This is a genomic window from uncultured Tateyamaria sp., assembly GCF_947504105.1.
GTDB lineage: Bacteria > Pseudomonadota > Alphaproteobacteria > Rhodobacterales > Rhodobacteraceae > Tateyamaria.
Genome location: NZ_CANNGP010000009.1, coordinates 63,292 through 81,758 on the forward strand (window position 1 = coordinate 63,292; position 18,467 = coordinate 81,758).

Annotated in this window: 17 protein-coding genes; 9 read left to right on the forward strand and 8 right to left on the reverse strand. The window is 59.6% G+C overall.

All coding sequences use genetic code 11. The features are described 5' to 3' along the window. Positions 1–46 precede the first annotated feature (46 nt). The 3 genes from Q1A75_RS08300 to Q1A75_RS08310 all read left to right on the forward strand — a co-directional run bounded on the left by Q1A75_RS08300 (position 47) and on the right by Q1A75_RS08310 (position 4,476). A complete protein-coding gene (locus Q1A75_RS08300) occupies positions 47–502 on the forward strand; it encodes an Lrp/AsnC ligand binding domain-containing protein (protein WP_299553295.1) in 456 nt (151 codons plus the stop codon). Positions 503–546: 44 nt separating this feature from the next. Beyond that, a complete protein-coding gene (locus tag Q1A75_RS08305) occupies positions 547–1,101 on the forward strand; it encodes a tetratricopeptide repeat protein (RefSeq protein WP_299553298.1) in 555 nt (184 codons plus the stop codon). A gap of 798 nt (positions 1,102–1,899) precedes the next feature. Beyond that, positions 1,900–4,476 carry a methyl-accepting chemotaxis protein gene (locus tag Q1A75_RS08310; RefSeq protein ID WP_299553301.1) on the forward strand — a complete coding sequence of 859 codons (2,577 nt, stop codon included), beginning with the start codon at positions 1,900–1,902 and terminating at the stop codon, positions 4,474–4,476. A 227-nt stretch (positions 4,477–4,703) separates the two neighbouring features. Here the strand turns inward: Q1A75_RS08310 and metG are convergent, their stop codons facing one another. The 4 genes from metG to Q1A75_RS08330 all read right to left on the reverse strand — a co-directional run bounded on the left by metG (position 4,704) and on the right by Q1A75_RS08330 (position 9,060). Beyond that, a complete protein-coding gene (metG, locus tag Q1A75_RS08315) occupies positions 4,704–6,416 on the reverse strand; it encodes a methionine--tRNA ligase (RefSeq protein ID WP_299553494.1) in 1,713 nt (570 codons plus the stop codon). Positions 6,417–6,476: 60 nt separating this feature from the next. Continuing rightward, the gene (locus Q1A75_RS08320) at positions 6,477–7,700 is read right to left on the reverse strand and encodes an MFS transporter (protein WP_299553304.1); all 1,224 of its coding nucleotides are present in this window, start codon (positions 7,698–7,700) and stop codon (positions 6,477–6,479) included. 67 nt (positions 7,701–7,767) lie between these two features. Further along, a complete protein-coding gene (locus Q1A75_RS08325) occupies positions 7,768–8,355 on the reverse strand; it encodes a YceI family protein (RefSeq protein ID WP_299553307.1) in 588 nt (195 codons plus the stop codon). 63 nt (positions 8,356–8,418) lie between these two features. Then, positions 8,419–9,060 carry a hypothetical protein gene (locus Q1A75_RS08330; RefSeq protein ID WP_299553310.1) on the reverse strand — a complete coding sequence of 214 codons (642 nt, stop codon included), beginning with the start codon at positions 9,058–9,060 and terminating at the stop codon, positions 8,419–8,421. A 124-nt stretch (positions 9,061–9,184) separates the two neighbouring features. Here Q1A75_RS08330 and Q1A75_RS08335 point away from each other — a divergent pair, with 124 nt between their 5' ends. Next, complete coding sequence (locus Q1A75_RS08335; protein ID WP_299553312.1) at positions 9,185–10,228, forward strand: aldo/keto reductase; 1,044 nt, start codon at positions 9,185–9,187, stop codon at positions 10,226–10,228. Positions 10,229–10,345: 117 nt separating this feature from the next. Here the strand turns inward: Q1A75_RS08335 and Q1A75_RS08340 are convergent, their stop codons facing one another. After that, positions 10,346–11,287 carry a helix-turn-helix domain-containing protein gene (locus tag Q1A75_RS08340; protein ID WP_299553314.1) on the reverse strand — a complete coding sequence of 314 codons (942 nt, stop codon included), beginning with the start codon at positions 11,285–11,287 and terminating at the stop codon, positions 10,346–10,348. Positions 11,288–11,357: 70 nt separating this feature from the next. Here Q1A75_RS08340 and Q1A75_RS08345 point away from each other — a divergent pair, with 70 nt between their 5' ends. The 3 genes from Q1A75_RS08345 (at position 11,358) to Q1A75_RS08355 (ending at position 14,292) form a co-directional block, all read left to right on the forward strand. Next, positions 11,358–12,272 carry a 3-keto-5-aminohexanoate cleavage protein gene (locus tag Q1A75_RS08345; RefSeq protein WP_299553317.1) on the forward strand — a complete coding sequence of 305 codons (915 nt, stop codon included), beginning with the start codon at positions 11,358–11,360 and terminating at the stop codon, positions 12,270–12,272. A 137-nt stretch (positions 12,273–12,409) separates the two neighbouring features. Next, positions 12,410–12,823: a lipocalin family protein gene (locus Q1A75_RS08350; protein WP_299553320.1), complete on the forward strand. Its 414-nt coding sequence runs from the start codon at positions 12,410–12,412 to the stop codon at positions 12,821–12,823. Next, entirely contained in the window at positions 12,805–14,292 is a 1,488-nt protein-coding gene (locus Q1A75_RS08355; RefSeq protein WP_299553323.1) for a carnitine 3-dehydrogenase, read from the forward strand. Before Q1A75_RS08350 ends, Q1A75_RS08355 begins: the two co-directional genes overlap by 19 nt. Positions 14,293–14,362: 70 nt before the next feature. Here Q1A75_RS08355 and Q1A75_RS08360 read toward each other — a convergent pair whose 3' ends face one another. Further along, positions 14,363–15,223, reverse strand: a complete 861-nt coding sequence (locus tag Q1A75_RS08360) for a helix-turn-helix transcriptional regulator (RefSeq protein ID WP_299553326.1) — start codon at positions 15,221–15,223, stop codon at positions 14,363–14,365. A 105-nt stretch (positions 15,224–15,328) separates the two neighbouring features. Between Q1A75_RS08360 and Q1A75_RS08365 the strand changes: the two genes are divergently transcribed. Continuing rightward, entirely contained in the window at positions 15,329–16,249 is a 921-nt protein-coding gene (locus Q1A75_RS08365) for a fatty acid desaturase (RefSeq protein WP_299553329.1), read from the forward strand. A gap of 16 nt (positions 16,250–16,265) precedes the next feature. Continuing rightward, the gene (locus Q1A75_RS08370; protein ID WP_299553331.1) at positions 16,266–17,168 is read left to right on the forward strand and encodes a DMT family transporter; all 903 of its coding nucleotides are present in this window, start codon (positions 16,266–16,268) and stop codon (positions 17,166–17,168) included. Here the strand turns inward: Q1A75_RS08370 and Q1A75_RS08375 are convergent. Continuing rightward, positions 17,165–17,860 carry an NUDIX hydrolase gene (locus Q1A75_RS08375; RefSeq protein ID WP_299553334.1) on the reverse strand — a complete coding sequence of 232 codons (696 nt, stop codon included), beginning with the start codon at positions 17,858–17,860 and terminating at the stop codon, positions 17,165–17,167. The genes Q1A75_RS08370 and Q1A75_RS08375 overlap by 4 nt on opposite strands. 39 nt (positions 17,861–17,899) lie before the next feature. Next, complete coding sequence (locus tag Q1A75_RS08380; RefSeq protein ID WP_299553337.1) at positions 17,900–18,298, reverse strand: DUF983 domain-containing protein; 399 nt, start codon at positions 18,296–18,298, stop codon at positions 17,900–17,902. Between the last annotated feature and the right edge of the window lie 169 nt (positions 18,299–18,467).

The window sequence follows — 18,467 nt, forward strand, 5'->3', positions numbered from 1 at the left end:
AATGAATAGTTTTGGCACAAGCATACAAACCAAGGGACCGAAGGCGTTGGACAAGCTTGACCAATCGATTCTGACAGCCCTTGCCGAAGATGGTCGCATCAGCATCACGGATCTTGCGACCCGGATTGGTCTGTCGAAGTCTCCTACACAGGCAAGACTGCGACGACTGGAGAAGGCTGGGATCATCATGGGGTATCGCGCACTCCTTGATCCGATTTCACTGGGATTGGATCACGTTGCCTTCGTCGAAGTGCGTTTGAGTGATACCCACGAGGCTGCGCTGCGCGCTTTCAATACCGCCGTTCAGCAGATCCCCGAGATTGAGCAAGCGCATATGATTGCAAGCCATTTCGACTATCTTTTGAAAGTCCGCACCCGGAGCATGGCGCAGTACCGCCAGTTTCTGGGGGACGTGATTTCGAGCCTGCCGCATGTTGCCTCTACGTCGACCTATGTAGCAATGGAAGCCGTCAAGGAGGTTATGTTGCCCGGGCTTGACTGATTATTTGGCTTGACCGTTCAGCTCTGTGCATCATCCTTGCGTTGATGAGATATGTGATCGCCGTCCTTTTGTTTTCCACCCCTGCATGGGCCGAGACCTGCCCGCCAGCGCCCGATATCTCGGTCGAGTTGGAGGTTCTGATTAACGAGGCCAACGCTGCGCCCGACGAACGCAGCGGGCAAGCCGTGTCAGACAGGATGTGGCAGCTGTGGTTACGTGCACCGGATGCTGCGGCGCAGGACGTGTTGGACCTTGGGATGCGCCAGCGTGGCAGCTTCGACTTTGCGGGCGCGTATGACAGTTTTGACACTTTGGTGCGCTATTGCCCGGACTATGCCGAAGGCTATAACCAGCGTGCCTTTATCAGCTTTCTGCGGGAGGACTTCGGCGCCGCGCTGACCGATCTTGACAGTGCGCTTGAGTTGTCCGCGAACCACGTAGGCGCGCAGTCGGGCCGCGCACTGGCACTTATGAACCTCGGCCGTCGGGACGAGGCGCGCGATCAGCTTGAGCAGGCGTTGGAGAACAATCCGTGGCTGTCCGAGCGCCATTTGCTGGCGGACGGTGCACCCCTGGGCCCTGAAGGTCAGGAATTGTGATCGCAGCCTGAAAGGTGAGCACCGCGCGCACTGGCTTCTTAAGTCTTAGTATGTGCATCCTGCACTGTCGCAGCGCGAATAAAACTTGCGACTTCAATGAGAAGGCTGCTTTTGCGACAGGGTGTGACGTCAGATGAACAGCATGGCAATCTTGAGCGAAACCACCGTGGTCAACGCCATAAATCTATGGCAACGTCCCGAACAGATGCGGACGTGGTGGAATCGGTAGACACAAGAGACTTAGACCATGTTTTGAGTGCCTCGGGGGAAACCTCGGGAGTAGAACTGCTCAAATTCGGGGAAAGCTAACGGCCAAGCACGGCCCATGCCAATCCCGAGCCAAGCCGATCAAGGGGTCGTCCCTGTCGGAAGGTGTAGAGACTAGACGGGCAGCACCTAAGGCCGAGCAATCGGTGATGGTGAAGGGATAGTCCAGACCACAAACGGCGCGATTGCGTCGGCGGCGAAAGCCGTAGCAGGTAAGAAAATCTCTCGATCGTATGATCGTGCGGGTTCGAGTCCCGCCGTCCGCACCAATAAGTGACAACCGTTTCTCCTTGTCTTCTGCCCAAGCTTTGCATCGGAGAAGTGCACCCTGAGCGTGCTTGGACGTGCAAAGGACCAGAACGAAACATGGTACAGCGCCATTTCTGCTTCGGGCTCGTTCAAATTTTCCACAATTTAGGGATGGAGTTGCCTGCCAGCATTAAGGCCGAGGTAAGCGCCGTGACTTAAGGACATGGTTCAGTCCACGTCGCGGCAGTAGGCTTTGCCGCGCGCAATGCTAAGGATCATGTCATGCAAATCACTGGTCGTAGCCTGCCTGTTCTGCCTCGCTTGAATACTTTGATGGCGAAGGCGGTGTTCATGACGGCCTTGGTGACGCTCTCTGTTCTTGCGGCGATGGTGTCATTTGACTATTCGGCGCAGCGCAAGCTTTTGCATTCTGAACTTTCCTCCCGCGCGCAGAATGTGACCGAACTCTTGGCCATGCAGATGGGCGGTTCAATCAAGTTCGGAAACGATTTCGCCGTTGCTCAAATCACTGAGAGTGTCATCGCGGCTGCTGAACCTGAGGTGCAGGGGGCATTGGTTGTGGACTCCGCTGGAGCACTAATGTTCGGAAGTCCGGGGATGGAAGTCCTCGCGCCGGATGCGATGCAACTTGCCATCAGTGCGATTGAGACCGGCGAAGTGTCCATATCTGCAGATGGGCTTGTGGTCGCATATCCGGTCAAATTCGGGCCCGAAGACGCCGTAGCAGGGGCGGTGGTCTCAGCTTGGGATGACGCTCAGATAGTGACACTTCTTGCGCGTAATCAGATGATGGCGGTCGCCGTCGCAACCGCTGTCTTCGTTCTCGCGATGGCCCTTATAATCACATACACTTGGTATGATGCATCGCGCCCGTTGAATGGGTTGGCCGAGGCAATGTCGGCGATTGCTCGGAAAGAATACAAGACCGATGTACCGGGCACCAAGCGTGGTGATGAAATCGGCAATATGGCGCGGCGGCTTGATGGATTCAGATCGACATTGGCCAAGGCCGATAAAGGCCAGCGTGAAAGCGCATTCAAGGGTGCAGCGTTCGAGGGATCAACTGCGCCGATGATGATGGTGGATGAGAACAATAAGATCATTTTCGTCAATCCTGCCTGCACCACTCTTCTGAACAGCCTGTTGCCGGATCTGGAGGCGCTGTGGCCGGGTGTGCGGCACGACACATGGATGGGGGCTGGGCTTGGCGAGATGGATGGCCTTGCAGGCCTGCTGAGTGACTTGAGCAACATCGGTCGCCCCGATGACAACAGCACCGTTTTGCGTATTGGTGAGCGGCATGTGCGTATCAATCTGAGCCAGGCCACAGATCATATGGGCAGAATGATTGGTGCTGTTGTTGAATGGTCGGATCAGACGATTGCGCAACGCGATGCCGCATTGTTGGGAGGAATAGACAGCACGCAGATGCGTATCGAGTTCGACGGCGGCGGTCGCTGCTCTGGTGTTAATGGCGTGGCTGCCAAACGCCTTGACGTCGATCCTGCCGACCTGTGTGACGTAACATTGGCCAGTTTGGTTGCTGCAGATCAACCTGATCCGAAGATTCCAGACAATGTTCTTCTTGCTATGACAGAAGGAGAGAGCGTGCATGGCAAGATTGATCTGACCCGAGCAGATGGACGACGGCTGGTCATAGATGGCGGTTTCGTATGTGTGCGCTCCGAGGAGGCAATAATCGAACGCTGCATCTTGATCGGCACGGATGTGACTGAAGCCGAGTTGGAGGTCCGGGATGCAAGAGATCATCAAGCGCAAATCGCGCACGAGCAGGCCACTGTTGTCGCGGCCTTGGGGCAAGGTTTGAAATGCTTGTCGGAGGGGGATCTGACACTTGAGCTGACCGAGCCGTTTCCCGAGGATTACGAGAAGCTGCGGTTGGATTTTAATGGCGCATTGCTCAGCTTGCGCCATGCCATGACAACTGTGATGCAGAACGTGGATTCAATTCGCAGTGAGACGACAGAGATCACCAGCGCGGCTGATGACTTGTCGCGCCGTACGGAAAGGCAGGCTGCCACCCTCGAAGAGACGGCTGCGGCATTGGACGAACTGACATCTTCCGTGCGCTCGGCTGCTGAAGGAGCAGATGCAGCAAGCAAAACTTCCGAAGATGCGCAGCGCAATGCGGAGCAGGGTGGCGACATTGCGCGCCAGGCCGTGATTGCTATGGGCGGGATCAAGGCATCGTCGCATGAGATTTCCAAGATCACCTCCGTGATCGACGACATCGCTTTCCAGACTAACCTGTTGGCGCTGAACGCGGGAGTGGAAGCGGCTCGTGCCGGTGAGGCCGGTCGCGGTTTTGCTGTGGTGGCGACCGAGGTGCGTGCTCTTGCACAACGATCCTCTGACGCGGCGCGTGAAATCAACATGTTGATCTCCACGAGTGGTGAACAGGTGCAGCATGGTGTCGAACTGGTGGACCGGACGGGGACGGCCTTGTCGACAATTGTGTCATCTGTTGCGGATATCTCTGAACGCATGGCCGAAATTGCAGCCTCTGCGCGTCAACAATCGGCTGGATTGAACGAGATCAACGCCGCTGTGAATGAGCTTGATCATGTCACCCAGCAGAATGCAGCGATGTTTGAGGAAACGACGGCGGCAAGTCACGCACTGACCGGTGAGGCGGACGCACTTGCAGATGCCGTTGCGCAATTCAAAATCGGTATTGCCCGTCTTGAAAATGTTCAAAGTGCAACAAGCGCCGCTGCACAGCCAACCGTGGCACAGGCATTGGTCGTGAATGGTGCCCTAGCGGTTGAATTGCCGACCGATGATGTGGCCGAGTCAACGGGATGGGAAGAGTTCTAAATTCTTTTTGCCCGCCGTGGTCTGTATCGAGCCACGTGATGGAGTGTGGTCAAAGACGGTGGTTCCGGCCCGCCGGAGAGAGTAATTTCCACCGCAACATGCGCCGCACTCTTATCCAAGCTTTGGCCCGTTTTAGAGCATGTGTCCGATGAATTTCCATCCAGCACAACTACAGGACACAAGGGTTCAACCACGCGTCCTTTGCACGTCGGCCGCGCGAGTCGTCTTTACGAACGGACCCCAGAAAAGCGGTCTTGCCAGGCTTGCCTGTCGTCGTCGCTTATCTTGGCAAACAGGTTTTCGGGAACGCTGAAACAGTGCCCATGCGGCAAGCTGTCAAGAGCATCTGACGCACGGCCCGGCCATTGCGTGTCTTCAAACTTCAAGGCGGCTTGCATCTGCGAAGCCGCATCTGGAATGAAGGGCGCGGACAGCGTGGCATAAAGAGCAATCAGGTTCAGACCAAGCCTGATCTGCATGGCGGCTGTCTCGGGGTCTTCCTTGATGGTGGTCCAAGGAGCGGCTGCCTGCAGGTATTCGTTCCCTGCCACCCAGATGGCGCGCAGCTCTTGTGCCGACTTGCGCACCTCCATGGCCTCCATCATCTGGGCATAGCGCGCGATACGGGTATCCAGTTCTGTGATCAACGTATCTTCCCGGGCGCCATAAGCCCCACCTTCGGGTACGACTTCTCCGAACTTTGAGCGGCAAAACTTTGTGACGCGGCTCACGAAATTGCCAAGTACGTCCGCGAGGTCCTTGTTCACGCCTTGTTGGAACAGTTCCCATGTGAATTCGGAATCTGATGTTTCCGGGCAGTTCGACAACAACCACCAGCGCCAGTAGTCGGCCGGCAAGATCTCCAACGCTTGATCCATGAACACACCACGCCCCTGGCTGGTTGAGAATTGACCGCCATCATAGTTCAGGTAGTTGAACGACTTGAGGTGATCGACCATCTTCCACGGCTCGCCCGAACCAAGGATGGTGGCAGGGAAGCTGAGCGTGTGGAACGGCACGTTGTCCTTGCCCATGAACTGGGTATAGCGAACATTCTCTGCGCCTTTGTCGGTCCGCCACCAGCGCTCCCAGTCCGCCCCCCCCTTCGCATCCGCCCATTCGCCGGCGCAGGCTATGTACTCGATGGGGGCATCGAACCAGACATAGAACACCTTGCCTTCCATCCCGGGCCAATCTGCATCGCCGCGACGCACGGGAATGCCCCAGTCCAGGTCCCGTGTGATCCCTCGATCTTGCAGGCCATCACCATCATGCAACCATTTTTTGGCGATTGAGGTTGTCAGAACGGGCCAATCGGTTTTGCTGTCGATCCAAGCGTCCAGATCATCCTTGAGCGCCGATTGGCGCAGGTAGAGATGTTTGGTCTCGCGCACTTCCAGGTCGGTGGAGCCGGATATGGCGCTGCGCGGATCGATCAGGTCGGTTGGGTCCAGTTGTTTCGTGCAATTCTCGCACTGGTCGCCGCGCGCCTTGTCATAGCCGCAATTGGGGCACGTCCCCTCGATGTACCGGTCGGGAAGAAAACGGCCATCGGCGTTGGAATAGACCTGCTTTTCGGTAACCTCACGGATCAGTCCAGCGTCGGCCAGCCGCCCGGCAAAATGTTGGGTCAACGCATGGTTCTGAGCCGAGGACGACCGCCCGAAATGGTCAAAGGACAAGCGAAATCCTTTGGCGATCTCGGCCTGGATTGTGTGCATTTCAGCGCAGTATTCGGCCACCGGTTTTCCGGCCTTGGCTGCGGCCAGCTCTGCCGGGGTGCCGTGCTCGTCGGTCGCGCACAAGAACAGAACCTCGTTTCCACGCGCGCGCTGGTAGCGGGCATATAGGTCTGCGGGCAACTGGCTGCCCACGAGGTTGCCGAGGTGCTTGATTCCGTTGATGTAGGGAATCGCGGACGTGATCAGATGACGCTGCATGATGGGCCTTTGCATGATTGCGGCCCATGTAGCAGCGCGATGCCCGGTGGAAAAGGCCTGTTACTTGTTGTCGCGACTGCGCCCTGTCAAACGACCGATCAGGAAGGATGTGCGCGGCGCGTAGATATAGCGTGTGCGCTCGGTCGGTGCGGCGCGGGCGCGCATCCGGGCGAGCCCGAATACGATCAGAACACCGTGCCCCACCGCGATCATCGCAAAAAGCGCAGGCGGGCCGAAGGCGTCGATCAGGGCCGAGGCCGTGAGAGGGGCGGCAATGGCCCCAAGTGCGAAGTAGAACATCAGTGCGGCTGACAGCTCAACCCGTTCCGATGCGTCGGCAAAGTCGTGGGCGTGCGCTGCTGCAACCGAGTAAATAGGAAAGGTTGTCAGGCCAAAGAACCCAGCCGTCAGCATGATGCCCGTCGTATCTAGGCCGGTGGCCAGAGCTGTGATGGCGCAGCTGCCCACCGCTGTTGCCGACAACCAGATCAGTACCCAGCGGCGGTCGTATTTGTCAGCGAGCCATCCCACGGGGTACTGCGCAAGGGCTCCCCCAAAGACAAACGCCGCCATGAACCATGCGATTTGCTGTGCGGTCAGTCCAACCTCTTGACCGTAGATGGGGCCGACCATGCGGAAGGATGCGCTCGACAGTGCGGCCACCACGACCCCGGCGGCAGCAAGTGGCGAGCGCTCGATTGCCAGCATGGGGCGCAGGCGCGGGGCGCTGGGTGTCTCAGGTTGTTTCACCTTGGTCAGGGTCAGTGGAAGGAGCGCTGCGCAGCATACGATGGCAAGCAGATTGTAGCTGACGTAGCTTGCCGGTTCGAGAATGCCGATCACCAGCTGTGCGGCCAGTGACGCGCCCATATCCATCACCCGGTATACTGCCATTGTCCGGCCGCGCGTGGTGTTGGTGACCTTGGATTGCAGCCATGCTTCGATCACGGTGTAACAACCCGCAACACACATGCCGGATGCGACCCGCATGACCGCCCACGCCACCGGATCCACGATCATCATGTGGGCGATCAACCCTATGGCCCCGGCGGCGGTAAAGGCAGCAAAAGCGCGGCTGTGTCCCACGCTGCCCATCAGGCGCGGCGCCCACCAGCACCCTATGAAGAATCCCAGGAAGTGGGCCGACCCCAGCAGACCGATCTCTTGTCGTGTGAAGTCGAGTGCCAGACCCGAGAGCGCATCAAGTGGACCCAAGGCGCCCGAGCTGAGTTGCAGTAGAATGACCGACAGAAACAGGGCCGCGAAGGAGATCAGCATACGCATTGCCTGCTCCTTGTGGCGCGAGTCGGGTCACATGCCTAGCGGGTATTCGACCGGCCCGCGTCGTTTTTTAGCCAGCCACTGCGATTTCAGCGAGGATGTCGATGCCCACGCTGTTTTCGACAAGATCGGCGTAGCCTGTCGCGCCAAAGTCGCGCCGGTCGACACGGCCTCTGAGCATGACTGTAAGAGCACTGAAGTCCTCCGCAGTACTGTCACGGGCGCGGAACAGGCCTGCATCGAAGCGGACCGGGCGCGTGACACCACGCAACGTCAGGTCGCCTTCGAGCGCGGCGCCGTTTGAGAGACGTCCGCCCGGTCCCAGTGTGACGCGGGTGGATCGAAAGCGGGCGGTGGGATGGGTATTGGCGTCAAGAACGGAGGGGGATTTCAGGGCTTCGGTCGCGAAGATCAACCCGGTGCGGGCGCGTCGCACGTCGGCGCTGACAAGAGCGGTTGACTTGCCCAGATTGCTGGGGTCGACGGTCAGATCAGCTTGGCTGACGGGGACCGTTCCTTTGACCGGTGCACCGTTCAGCGTGAATGTGTAGGTGATCGTCGCGCCGCCGGGACCAAGGCGATAGGGGGTGGGGGCGGCCCAGCCAGCGCGTGGGGTTAGTGTGGCGAGGGCACAAAGCAGCAGGTGGCGGCGATTCATGGTCATGTCCTTTGCAGGTCTCTTGTGCAAAGGTAACACGCCGACTTCCGGTTTATTCGCGACTCACGCAGCCTTGATCGATCCTGAGATGCGGGGCAGGGCATGACCCGAATGGTGATTGATTTCCCATGTCTGTTCGGGGGCGGCGCGTGCACGCAGCCGTGTCAGTCGCCAACGACCTTGGCTGCCCCGGTGATCAGGGGCAACGTGCCAGCGGCTTTCAACCCCCTGTGCGCCGCCCATACCAGGTGTCAGTAGCAGCCCTAGCGGGGTGATGCCTTTGCCTATCCCCCCGTTTTCAGCCGCCAGATGCATGCGCCGGACAGGTGTCAGTCCCGGAAGACCGGGCATATCCGCGACAGCAAGGGGGGCGATGCCTGCGCGCAACACTTCTTCCATACTCCAGAGCATATCGTCCGTTTGTTTTGCGTGGACCATGATCAGCCGTGTCGGATCGATAAACGGCATCATGCCACATGGGTTCAGATGTTCCGTGCTCCAATCCGGGACAATCCAGATCACCGGTCCTGTGGTTTGTGCCACCAACCATAGGGCAAGGCGGTGGCGGGCGGGGCCGCACGCCTCATGCACCCGGCCCATTTCCAACCCGTGCCCAAGCCCGTGTTGTGCCCCTTCGGACAGCAGTGGCAGGCAGGTGCGCGTGCGTGATTGGATGCGGTGGGCAAGTGACGTGGGCAAGGGCATATCTATACGGTAGCGTGTTCTTGCTATGTTCTCAATTCTGATCTGCATAAATCACGTTGGATTTTTGACTTGTTCCCAAGGTTCCGGCCGCTAGGGTCGGTCAGATGAAACTGGAGGGTCCGACATGGAACGACGCAAGCTTGGCCGTACGGAGATCGAAGTGTCGGCCCTATGCCTGGGGTCGATGACCTGGGGTACGCAGAACACACCCGACGAGGGTCACGCCCAGATTGATCGCGCGCTTGCGGCCGGCATCGACTTTGTCGACACGGCCGAGATGTACCCAGTAAACCCCATAAGCGCTCAAACCGTGGGCCGGACCGAGGAAATCATTGGTCTGTGGTTCGAGCGCGGCGGTGCGCGCAACGACATGATCCTTGCAACAAAGCACTCCGGTGCAGGTATGCGCCACGTTCGGGATGGTGCTGACATCACCGGAGCCAGTATCCCGGAGGCAATTGAAGGGTCGTTGCGCCGTCTGCAAACCGATTACATTGATCTGTACCAGTTCCACTGGCCGAACCGCGGCAGTTACATGTTCCGGCAGAACTGGAGCTACGATCCCTCCGGGCAGGATCCGGCAGCTGTGCGCCAGAACATGGCGGATTGCCTTGGTGCGCTGCAGCGGGAGGTGGATCGGGGCACCATCCGCGCATTTGGCCTGTCGAATGAGAGCGCATGGGGCACTGCCGCTTGGCTTGCTGCTGCTGAGCAAACGGGTGGGCCGCGGGTGGCATCCGTTCAGAATGAATATTCGCTCATGTGCCGTCTATATGACACCGATCTGGCCGAACTCGGAGTGAATGAGGACGTGGGACTTTTGTCCTTCTCGCCTTTGGCAACAGGCCTTTTGACCGGCAAGTATCAAGGGGGTGCCGTACCCGCCGGATCGCGTCTGAGCCTGAACGCCGATCTTGGGGGGCGCAAGACCGAACGCGCCTTTGAAGCGGTGGAAGCCTATCTGGCCGTTGCCCGCAAGCACGGTTTTGATCCCAGCCAGATGTCTTTGGCTTGGTGTGTGACGCGTCCGTTCATGTGCTCGGTTATCTTTGGCGCCACGACTTTGGAGCAGCTTGAGGTAGCTATTGGTGCGGCTGAATTGAAGCTAAGCGACGAGGTGATGGCTGATCTGGATGCCGCACACCGCGCGCATCCAATGCCGTATTGATACCAGCGCGCTGACGCGTTCGACTTTCGGTGACCCCCAACCTGGCCTTCCCCTCGGGGAAACGGAACGCGGTGCGAGCCAACCCAGTTGTTCAGTACGGCGGGTGTCTTAGCCGAGTTACGAGGCGAAGTGACGTGTAGCACGTGTCTTGCGTGGGCTTTTCCCGTACATGTTCGTATGTGCTCGGGCAAGGCTGGATTGAGACCCGAACCCAGTCATGAGAGCAATGCTGTGAAGCGGTGCGTCCGTATGTTTGATCAGCCGATGCGCTTCGGCCAACCGAAGAGTGAGGTAGTGCGTTTTAGGATTAACTCCAAGCACTTGGCGGAAGTGCAGTTGCAGACTGCGGGTGCTGAGTCCCAGTTGCTTTGCAATCGCCGGGATGGGCAGCGGTACGTCTAGCGCGTTTTCCATCATTGCATGTGCCCTGCGCGTCAGCGCGCTGTGCTGGCGTATATCAGGGTGCCGGATCTGAGGATCGGTCGCGGACGGGGCACGGGTGTGGATGAACCCAGCGGCCACCCTTGCAGAGAGCGATGTGCCGTGCTGCACCTCGATTAGTTGCAACATCATGTCGAGGGTTGGCGCCGCGCCACTGCTCGTCCACCTGTTGCCCGATGTGACAAACCGTGCGTTCTGCAACGTGACGTCTGGAAAGCTTGCGGTGAATTCGGCCAAATCCTCCCAGTGAGTTGTGGCTGTGTGACCATCGAGCAAGCCAGCTTTCGCTGCAAGCCATGCGCCACCATCAATGGTCATCAGTACCGTCGCAGGCGTGGTGAGCCGTCGAATGCTGGATAGCAGGGATGGCGTGGCCTGAGCGAGCACGTCGAAGCCAGCCACAAGGATCAGCAGGTCGCATGGTGTGATCCGTTGCAGCGGGGCTGCAGGCACCATCAAGCCGCTGGTCAGGTGCACGTCCTCATTTGCCGGTGTCGCGAAGCTCCAATCATAGAGCGTTTTCTCTGACTGCCTGTTGGCGGCGCGCAGTGGATCCACTGCGGCGGCAAGAGACAAGGTGTTTGTGTTCTGCAGTGCTAGAACTACGGTTTTTGTCATCTGGATTCGCTTTTTGACAAGTCTTGTTCCCAAAGAATGGCAGAGTGCACGCGAATGCAAGGAGGGACACATGCCGCTGACCATGAACCGTGAGGTTTTCATAACCTGTGCCGTCACCGGATCGGGCGCCACGCAGGACCGTAGCCCTCATGTACCGCGCAGTCCTGAAGAGATTGCGACCAGTGCGATCGCTGCGGCCAAGGCCGGTGCGGCCGTTGTGCATTGCCATGTGCGCGATCCCGAGACCGGGGTGCCGAGCCGTAAACTCGAGTATTATCGCGAGGTTACGGATCGCATCCGGGATGCGGATGTTGATGTTGTCCTGAACCTGACGGCCGGAATGGGCGGTGATATGGTATTTGGGAATACCGAGGCCCCGCTGCCGCTGAAAGACAACGGAACCGACATGATCGGGGCCTCTGAACGGGTTGCGCATGTGGCGGAATGCCTGCCAGAGATTTGCACTCTGGATTGCGGCACAATGAATTTTGCCGAGGCTGATTATGTGATGACCAACACCCCCGGCATGCTGACAGCCATGGGTCGGATGATGACAGAACTGGGTGTGAAGCCCGAGATCGAAGCCTTTGACACAGGCCATTTATGGTATGCAAAACAACTGGTTAAGGATGGTGTTCTGGATGCGCCCGCGCTGGTGCAGCTGTGTATGGGCGTGCCTTGGGGCGCGCCGGATGATCTGAATACCTTTATGGCGATGGTCAACAACGTGCCGGATGACTGGACGTTTTCCGCTTTCTCGCTTGGGCGGAATCAGATGGCCTATGTCGCGGCGGCGGTACTGGCGGGCGGCAATGTGCGCGTGGGTCTTGAGGACAATCTGTGGCTGGGCAAGGGGGAGCTGGCGCAGAACTGGCAGTTGGTCGAACGGGCGGGCACCATCATTGAAAACATGGGCGCGCGAGTCATTGGACCAGCCGAAGTGCGCGAGAAACTGGGGCTGACAAAACGGGCGCCGAAAGGGTGATGACAGGGTGTCACCCCCCGTGCACCAGGCGTGCACCCCCTGTGCACCCCCAACGGACGCTTTGGCTCCTGATCATTAACCTTTGCGCAATAGGGTGGTTGGCTGCCTGTGCGCCTGCGCCTTCGAATGATCCTCAATTGCTGCGCAACCCGACCGTGCCAATCGGCGCCATCAGCCGGTTCGAAGAGGCGCGGTTTGACGGGCGGTGGCAGGTCGAAAGGGCGGGCGCTGGGGAGTGGGCGCTGGCAGGGTTCGAAGTCGCGGATGGTCTATGGCAGGAGTTGAGCGAGACGGGGGTAACACGCGACGGGCGCGTGAAGCCACTTGGGCGCGGTATTTTAGAGATCACCTACGAAGACACGACCACGCGCGATCTGTGGGTCGTATGGATCGACCCTGATCACAACACGGCGGCATTGGGGAACCCCGACGGACGGTTCGGTTTTGTGGTGACGCGCGTTGGAAAACGGCGGGCAGATCAGATCCGCGCGGCAGAGCAGGTTTTGGACTTTAACGGATATCGGACAGAAACATGGGCAACGGTGCAGTAAGAACAGCGGCGATCATCGGCGGCGGGGTGATTGGTGGCGGCTGGGCCGCGCGGTTCATTCTGAACGGGTGGGATGTGCGGGTGTTTGACCCTGATCCGAACGCCGAGGCGACGCTGGCCCCGGTGTTGGCGCAGGCACGGCGGGCGTTGCCGAGCCTGACGGATGTGGCCTTGCCCCCCGAGGGGCGGCTGACCTTTCACGCTGATCTGGCCGAGGCGGTCGCTGACGTGACGTGGATACAGGAAAGCGTGCCGGAACGGTTGGACATCAAGCACAAGGTGCTGGCGGATCTGCAAGCGGCGTGCCCTGCGGATGCGATCATCGGCTCGTCGACCAGTGGTTTTAAACCCAGCGAGTTGCAGGAGGGCGCGGCACGGCCCGCGCAGATCATGGTCTGTCACCCGTTCAACCCTGTTTACCTGATGCCGCTGATCGAGGTTGTGCCGTCGCGGGCGACGGACATGGCGCTGGTCGAGAAAGCCGAGGGTATTCTGCGGTCCCTTGGGCATTACCCCTTGCGCGTGCGCAAGGAGATCGACGCGCACATTGCGGATCGGTTCCTTGAGGCTGTCTGGCGCGAGGCGCTGTGGCTGGTCAAGGACGGTGTTGCCACAACCGAGGAGATCGATGAGGCGATCCGCATGGGCTTTGGCATCCGCTGGGCGCAGATGGGGCTGTTTGACACCTACCGCACCGCCGGTGGCGATGCCGGGATGCGTCATTTCATGGCGCAGTTTGGTCCGGCTCTGCAATGGCCCTGGACCAAGCTGATGGATGTGCCGGAGTTTACTGATGAGTTGGTGGATCTGATTGCTGGTCAATCGGATGCGCAATCGGGGCATATGACCATTACCCAGATGTTGAAGGCGCGGGACGACAATCTTGTTGGCATGATGCGGGCGCTCAAGGTCAATGATTGGGGCGCGGGTGCTGTGATGAACGCCCACGAGGCGCAGTTGCGCGAGGGCACTGTTCTGGCAGCGCATGCCGACGATCTGGAGGATGTGTCCGCACCTATCCTGACCGTACACAGGGCCGTGCCGTTGGATTGGACCGACTATAACGGTCACATGAACGAGGCGCGGTATCTGCAGGCCTTTGGCGACGCAACGGACCGTTTCATGGAGATGATTGGCTGTGATGCGGAGTACATTGCGACAGGCGGCAGCTACTTCACGGCCGAGACGCATATTCGTCATGTGGATGAGGTGCATGCGGGCACGGTGATCGAAGTGCGCACACAGATTCTGGCGGGCGTCGGCAAGAAGCTGCATCTGTTCCATGAGATGTATGAGGACGAGCGGCTTTTGGCGACGGGAGAGCATTTCCTGCTGCATGTGAGCCTTGAGACCCGCCGCCCATCCGAACCTGCGGTTGGGATTGTTGCGGCGCTGGAGCGTCTGGCTGCGGCTCATGCGGATTTGCCTGTGCCGGAGGGGGCAGGGCGCGCGGTGGGCCAACGGCCCTGACGGGGTTATCGTCGGGCGGCTCTGTTTGCCTTTGGCAAAGACGCCCGCCCGCCGACCCGGGGGTGCCGCGCTAGCGGATCAAGCTGCGCAGGCTTTCTAGGTGATCGGGCAGGGCGCGGGCCGTCATGGCGGCTTGCCTAATCAGCGTGTCGAAGTGCAGGGACAGTGTTTCGATCCGCTCACGGTCGCGGAAGGCCATGTAGTGGCCGCCGGTGTAGATCACTGCGAGCAGAGGGCCGAAGATGGTGATCGGTGCCGAGTAGAGCTTGCGCTGGTCAAAGAGGTAGATGCGCAGCCTTGGGTAGAGCTGGGTGCTTAGGTCGTGCAGCTGGTCGAGCTGGCTGTGTCGTGTGTCTGTCGGCAGGTCTGCGTAGTAGCCGGTCCCTGCGGCGAAGCTGTGCAGCTCATACAGAGGCAGCGCGATTTCGTAGTCTGATTGTGCCGCGCGCATCCAGTTCAGCCGATCACGGGAGGCGTTGATGGCTTGCGTGGTGGTGCGCCCGAGGTGGGGGCCGTATTCCCATTCTAACATCTCTTGGGTCTTGAGCATGTCCGGCAGGCCCGCAGGGACGTGCCGGATCTTGTAACCTGCCGCTTCCTGGTGCCATGAGAAGATGCGTTCGTCGATCAGAGCGCGGGGGGCTTCAGTCCACGTAAGGGCGGCCGCTGTTAACGCTGCTGCGCTTTCGGGGCGATCGGAGAGGCCAAGCAGCCAGTCGGCGGATACGCCAAGCGCCTGGGCGCAGGCGCCGACCACCTGGGCGCCGGGCAGCCGCGCGCCATCATCACCGAGGGCCTGGCTAATGGTGGATCGGTCGGTGCCGATGTGACGGGCCAGCGCGCTTTGCGACATGTTCTGGTCCTGCATGGCGCGGGCCAAGCGGGTGCGGAATTGGGATGCTCGAAGGCGTTTGTCGAGAATTTCAGGCATGTTGTGATAAATATCAACGATTGGCAAAATTGTTAACTTAATTCGGAATTCGCGGCGGTACGGGATCACGATAGCGTTCGGCATCACTTCCCGGAGCCTCTGCCAATGCCCTCACGCCGGTCGTCCCGACGCTTGCCTTTTGATCGCCCGATGCAGGTCGAGTGGATCACTTTGGGGCTGTGGGTGGTGTGTACGACGCTTTGGGGACTGGCCCTTCTGACATTGCCTGTTGGGTGGGCATGGGGCGTTCTGGTGTTCGCCCTTGTTCTGCATGCATCGCTGACCCATGAGGTTCTGCACGGCCATCCGTTTCCGTCCCGATTGGCAAGCGAGGCCCTTGTGATCGTCAATCCGGGGCTGTTTATCCCGTACCTTCGTTTTCGTGACACGCATCTGGCCCACCATCAGGATGCGAACCTGACCGATCCGTATGATGATCCCGAAACAAACTATGTTGATCCGGCAATGTGGAGGCGGATGCCACGCCTCTTGCGGGGTGTGCTTGCGCTGAACAACACACTTGCAGGGCGTATGCTGTTGGGGCCGGTCGTGGCGCAGGTCAGTTTCATGCGAGAGGACTGGCGGGCGATCCGGGCTGGTGATGTGCAGGTGCTGCGTGGGTGGTTGGTGCATCTGCCGGGCGTTTTCGCAGTTATGTGCATCGTTTGGTTGAGCGCCATGCCGATCTGGGTCTATCTGACGGCCTGCTACGCAGCGGTGTCCGTGTTGAAAATCCGCACCTTTCTTGAGCATCAGGCGCATGAGCGCGCACGGGGCCGCACGGTGATTGTTGAAGATCGCGGACTGCTTGCGTTCTTGTTCCTGAACAACAACTTCCACGTCGTCCACCACATGCACCCGCGCGTGCCGTGGTACCGGTTGCCCGCGCTCTACCGGGCCAACCGTGATCGGTACCTGTCCTGCAATGAGGGGTATTGCTATGCCTCGTACAGGGACGTGTTTGTACGGCACTTCCTGCGTGTAAAAGATCCGGTGCCGCATCCGCTCTGGTCCTCGGACCGCTGAGCCGCCATAGAGGGCCATGGCCCTTTGGATCCCCATTTCTGTCGTCGCGGCGATGTTTCAGACGCTGCGGTTCATGTTGCAGCGGCAACTGTCCCTTGGCACCCTGAGCGCGTCGGGCGCGACGCTTGCCCGTTTCCTGTATTCCGCTCCGCTCATCGCCGTTCTGATTACGCTTTACATGCGCAACACTGGCACGATCTGGCCTGCGTTTGGACCGCAGTTCTGGACGTTCGCAGCCGTTGGGGGGCTGGCGCAAATCCTTGCGACTGTGGCCACGGTCAGCCTGTTCAAGGCACGCAACTTCGCGGTCGGCATCACGTTCAAGAAAACAGAGGTTATCCAAGCCGTCCTGGTGGGTTGGATCGTGTTGGGGGACGCGGTCAGCTGGATGGGCTTCGCTGCCATCGGTCTGGGCCTTGTCGGAGTTCTGCTGCTGTCCGCCCCGCCTGAGCCTGTGCGTTGGGACTGGCGCGACATGGCCAACCGGGCGACCGGGCTGGGACTGGCTGCAGGTTTGCTGTTTGCCGTGTCCGGCGTCAGCTACCGGGGGGCGTCGCTCAGCCTCGGGCTGGATGATCCGATTGCGCGGGCGGGTCTGACGCTGACCGCCGTGACTGCTATGCAAACGGTTGCTATGGTTCTTTGGCTGCGGTGGCGTGATCCGGGTCAGGTCCGGGCCGTTTGGAACGCGCGCAAGGTTGCCGTCTGGGTCGGCTTGATGTCGATGGCCGGATCGTTTTGCTGGTTCTTTGCCTTCACGCTGCAAAGCGCGGCTTACGTCAAGGCGGTCGGGCAGATCGAACTGGTGATGAGTGCGCTGGTCAGCGTGTTGCTGTTCCGAGAGGCGATCACGTCTCGGGAGTGGATTGGCATGGCCGTTCTACTCAGCTCCATCCTGTTGCTGGTGCTCGCGATCTAGTCCGTCATGGGACGGCCGCGCAGGCGAAGGAACAGGCTCTCTTCATCATTGTTCTTGAAGTATGGCACACTTGCCGGTGGAGTGGGGTCCGTCACGCGAGCCGCGATTTCGGCCAAAACCACTTCGGTGATGAACGGCATGTCAAAACCACGGACATCGTCCAGGGCGATCCATTGCAGATGTGAAAGTTCATCCGAGGCGGAGCCGAAGTCGTCAAGGTCCGAGGCAATGTCCTGTGCGTCGATCAGAAAAAACCGAGCGTCAAAGCGGCGCGGGCGGCCTGGCGGGGTCAGCGCGCGAAAGACGAATTGTAGCGGGGCTGCATGCGGGCGATAGCCTGCGGATGCGAACTGTGCCCAATCATGGGGCGCATCCGGCCAGTTGCCCTGTTGTCCGAGGATCTGCCCGGTTTCTTCGAACAGTTCGCGTATCGCCGCTGCGGCGAGGGCTGGGCCGAGATGCGGTTCACCATCTTCTGCGAGACGCGTGTCATTCGGCGACAAGAGCGTCGACGCGAGCGGTATGGCGTGGTCACCTGCATCGACCGCACCACCTGGAAAGACGAATTTGTTGGGCATGAACGCTGCATTGGCGCCGCGCTGTCCCATGAGGATACGGGGCGTTGTCATCCTGTCACGCAGCACGATGACTGTGGATGCATTCCGAATTTGGGTCTTGTCGATTTTGGTCATATCACCCCTTTGGCCGATGTCGGCGCCGGGGTGCAGGTGCTACCCGGCGCGGCCGAAGCCGCCCATCGACCGCGCCCACTGAAACCCGACGATGGCCCCTTTGAGCCTTGGCAAAAGGTAGAGGGACAAGCCCACACAGCCAACTGCAAAAATCGTGAACAACACCAGCGGCTCGGGCCGCCATGTGACAAAGACCACGTGCAGGAGCGGCGCCATGAGGTGTCCAACCAGCAGGATTGTCAGGTATGCTGGCCCATCATCCGCGCGCGCGTGGGTGTAGTCGAGCTTGCACACGGGGCAGGCGCTCGCGACTTTCAGGTACCCTTTCAACAGCCGACCGTTGCCGCAGCGTGGGCATTTCCGCTGCCAGCCACGCATCAGCGCTGGTCGCATGGGCCGTTGGACTTCTTCTGGAATCGTTGTTTGCTGGGTCTGCATGGCATCTGCCTTTCTGGACGCTCGCAGAACATGGGGGCGCATCGCGCAAAACGGAATGCCGCAATCTGTCCTTGCGTCCCGATGTCGCGTTCCGCGTTACGTGCGACTCGGCGGTTGTGTATTTTTTTCGACGGAATGTGTCTGGTTTGCCGTTTGACGCTGCATAGGG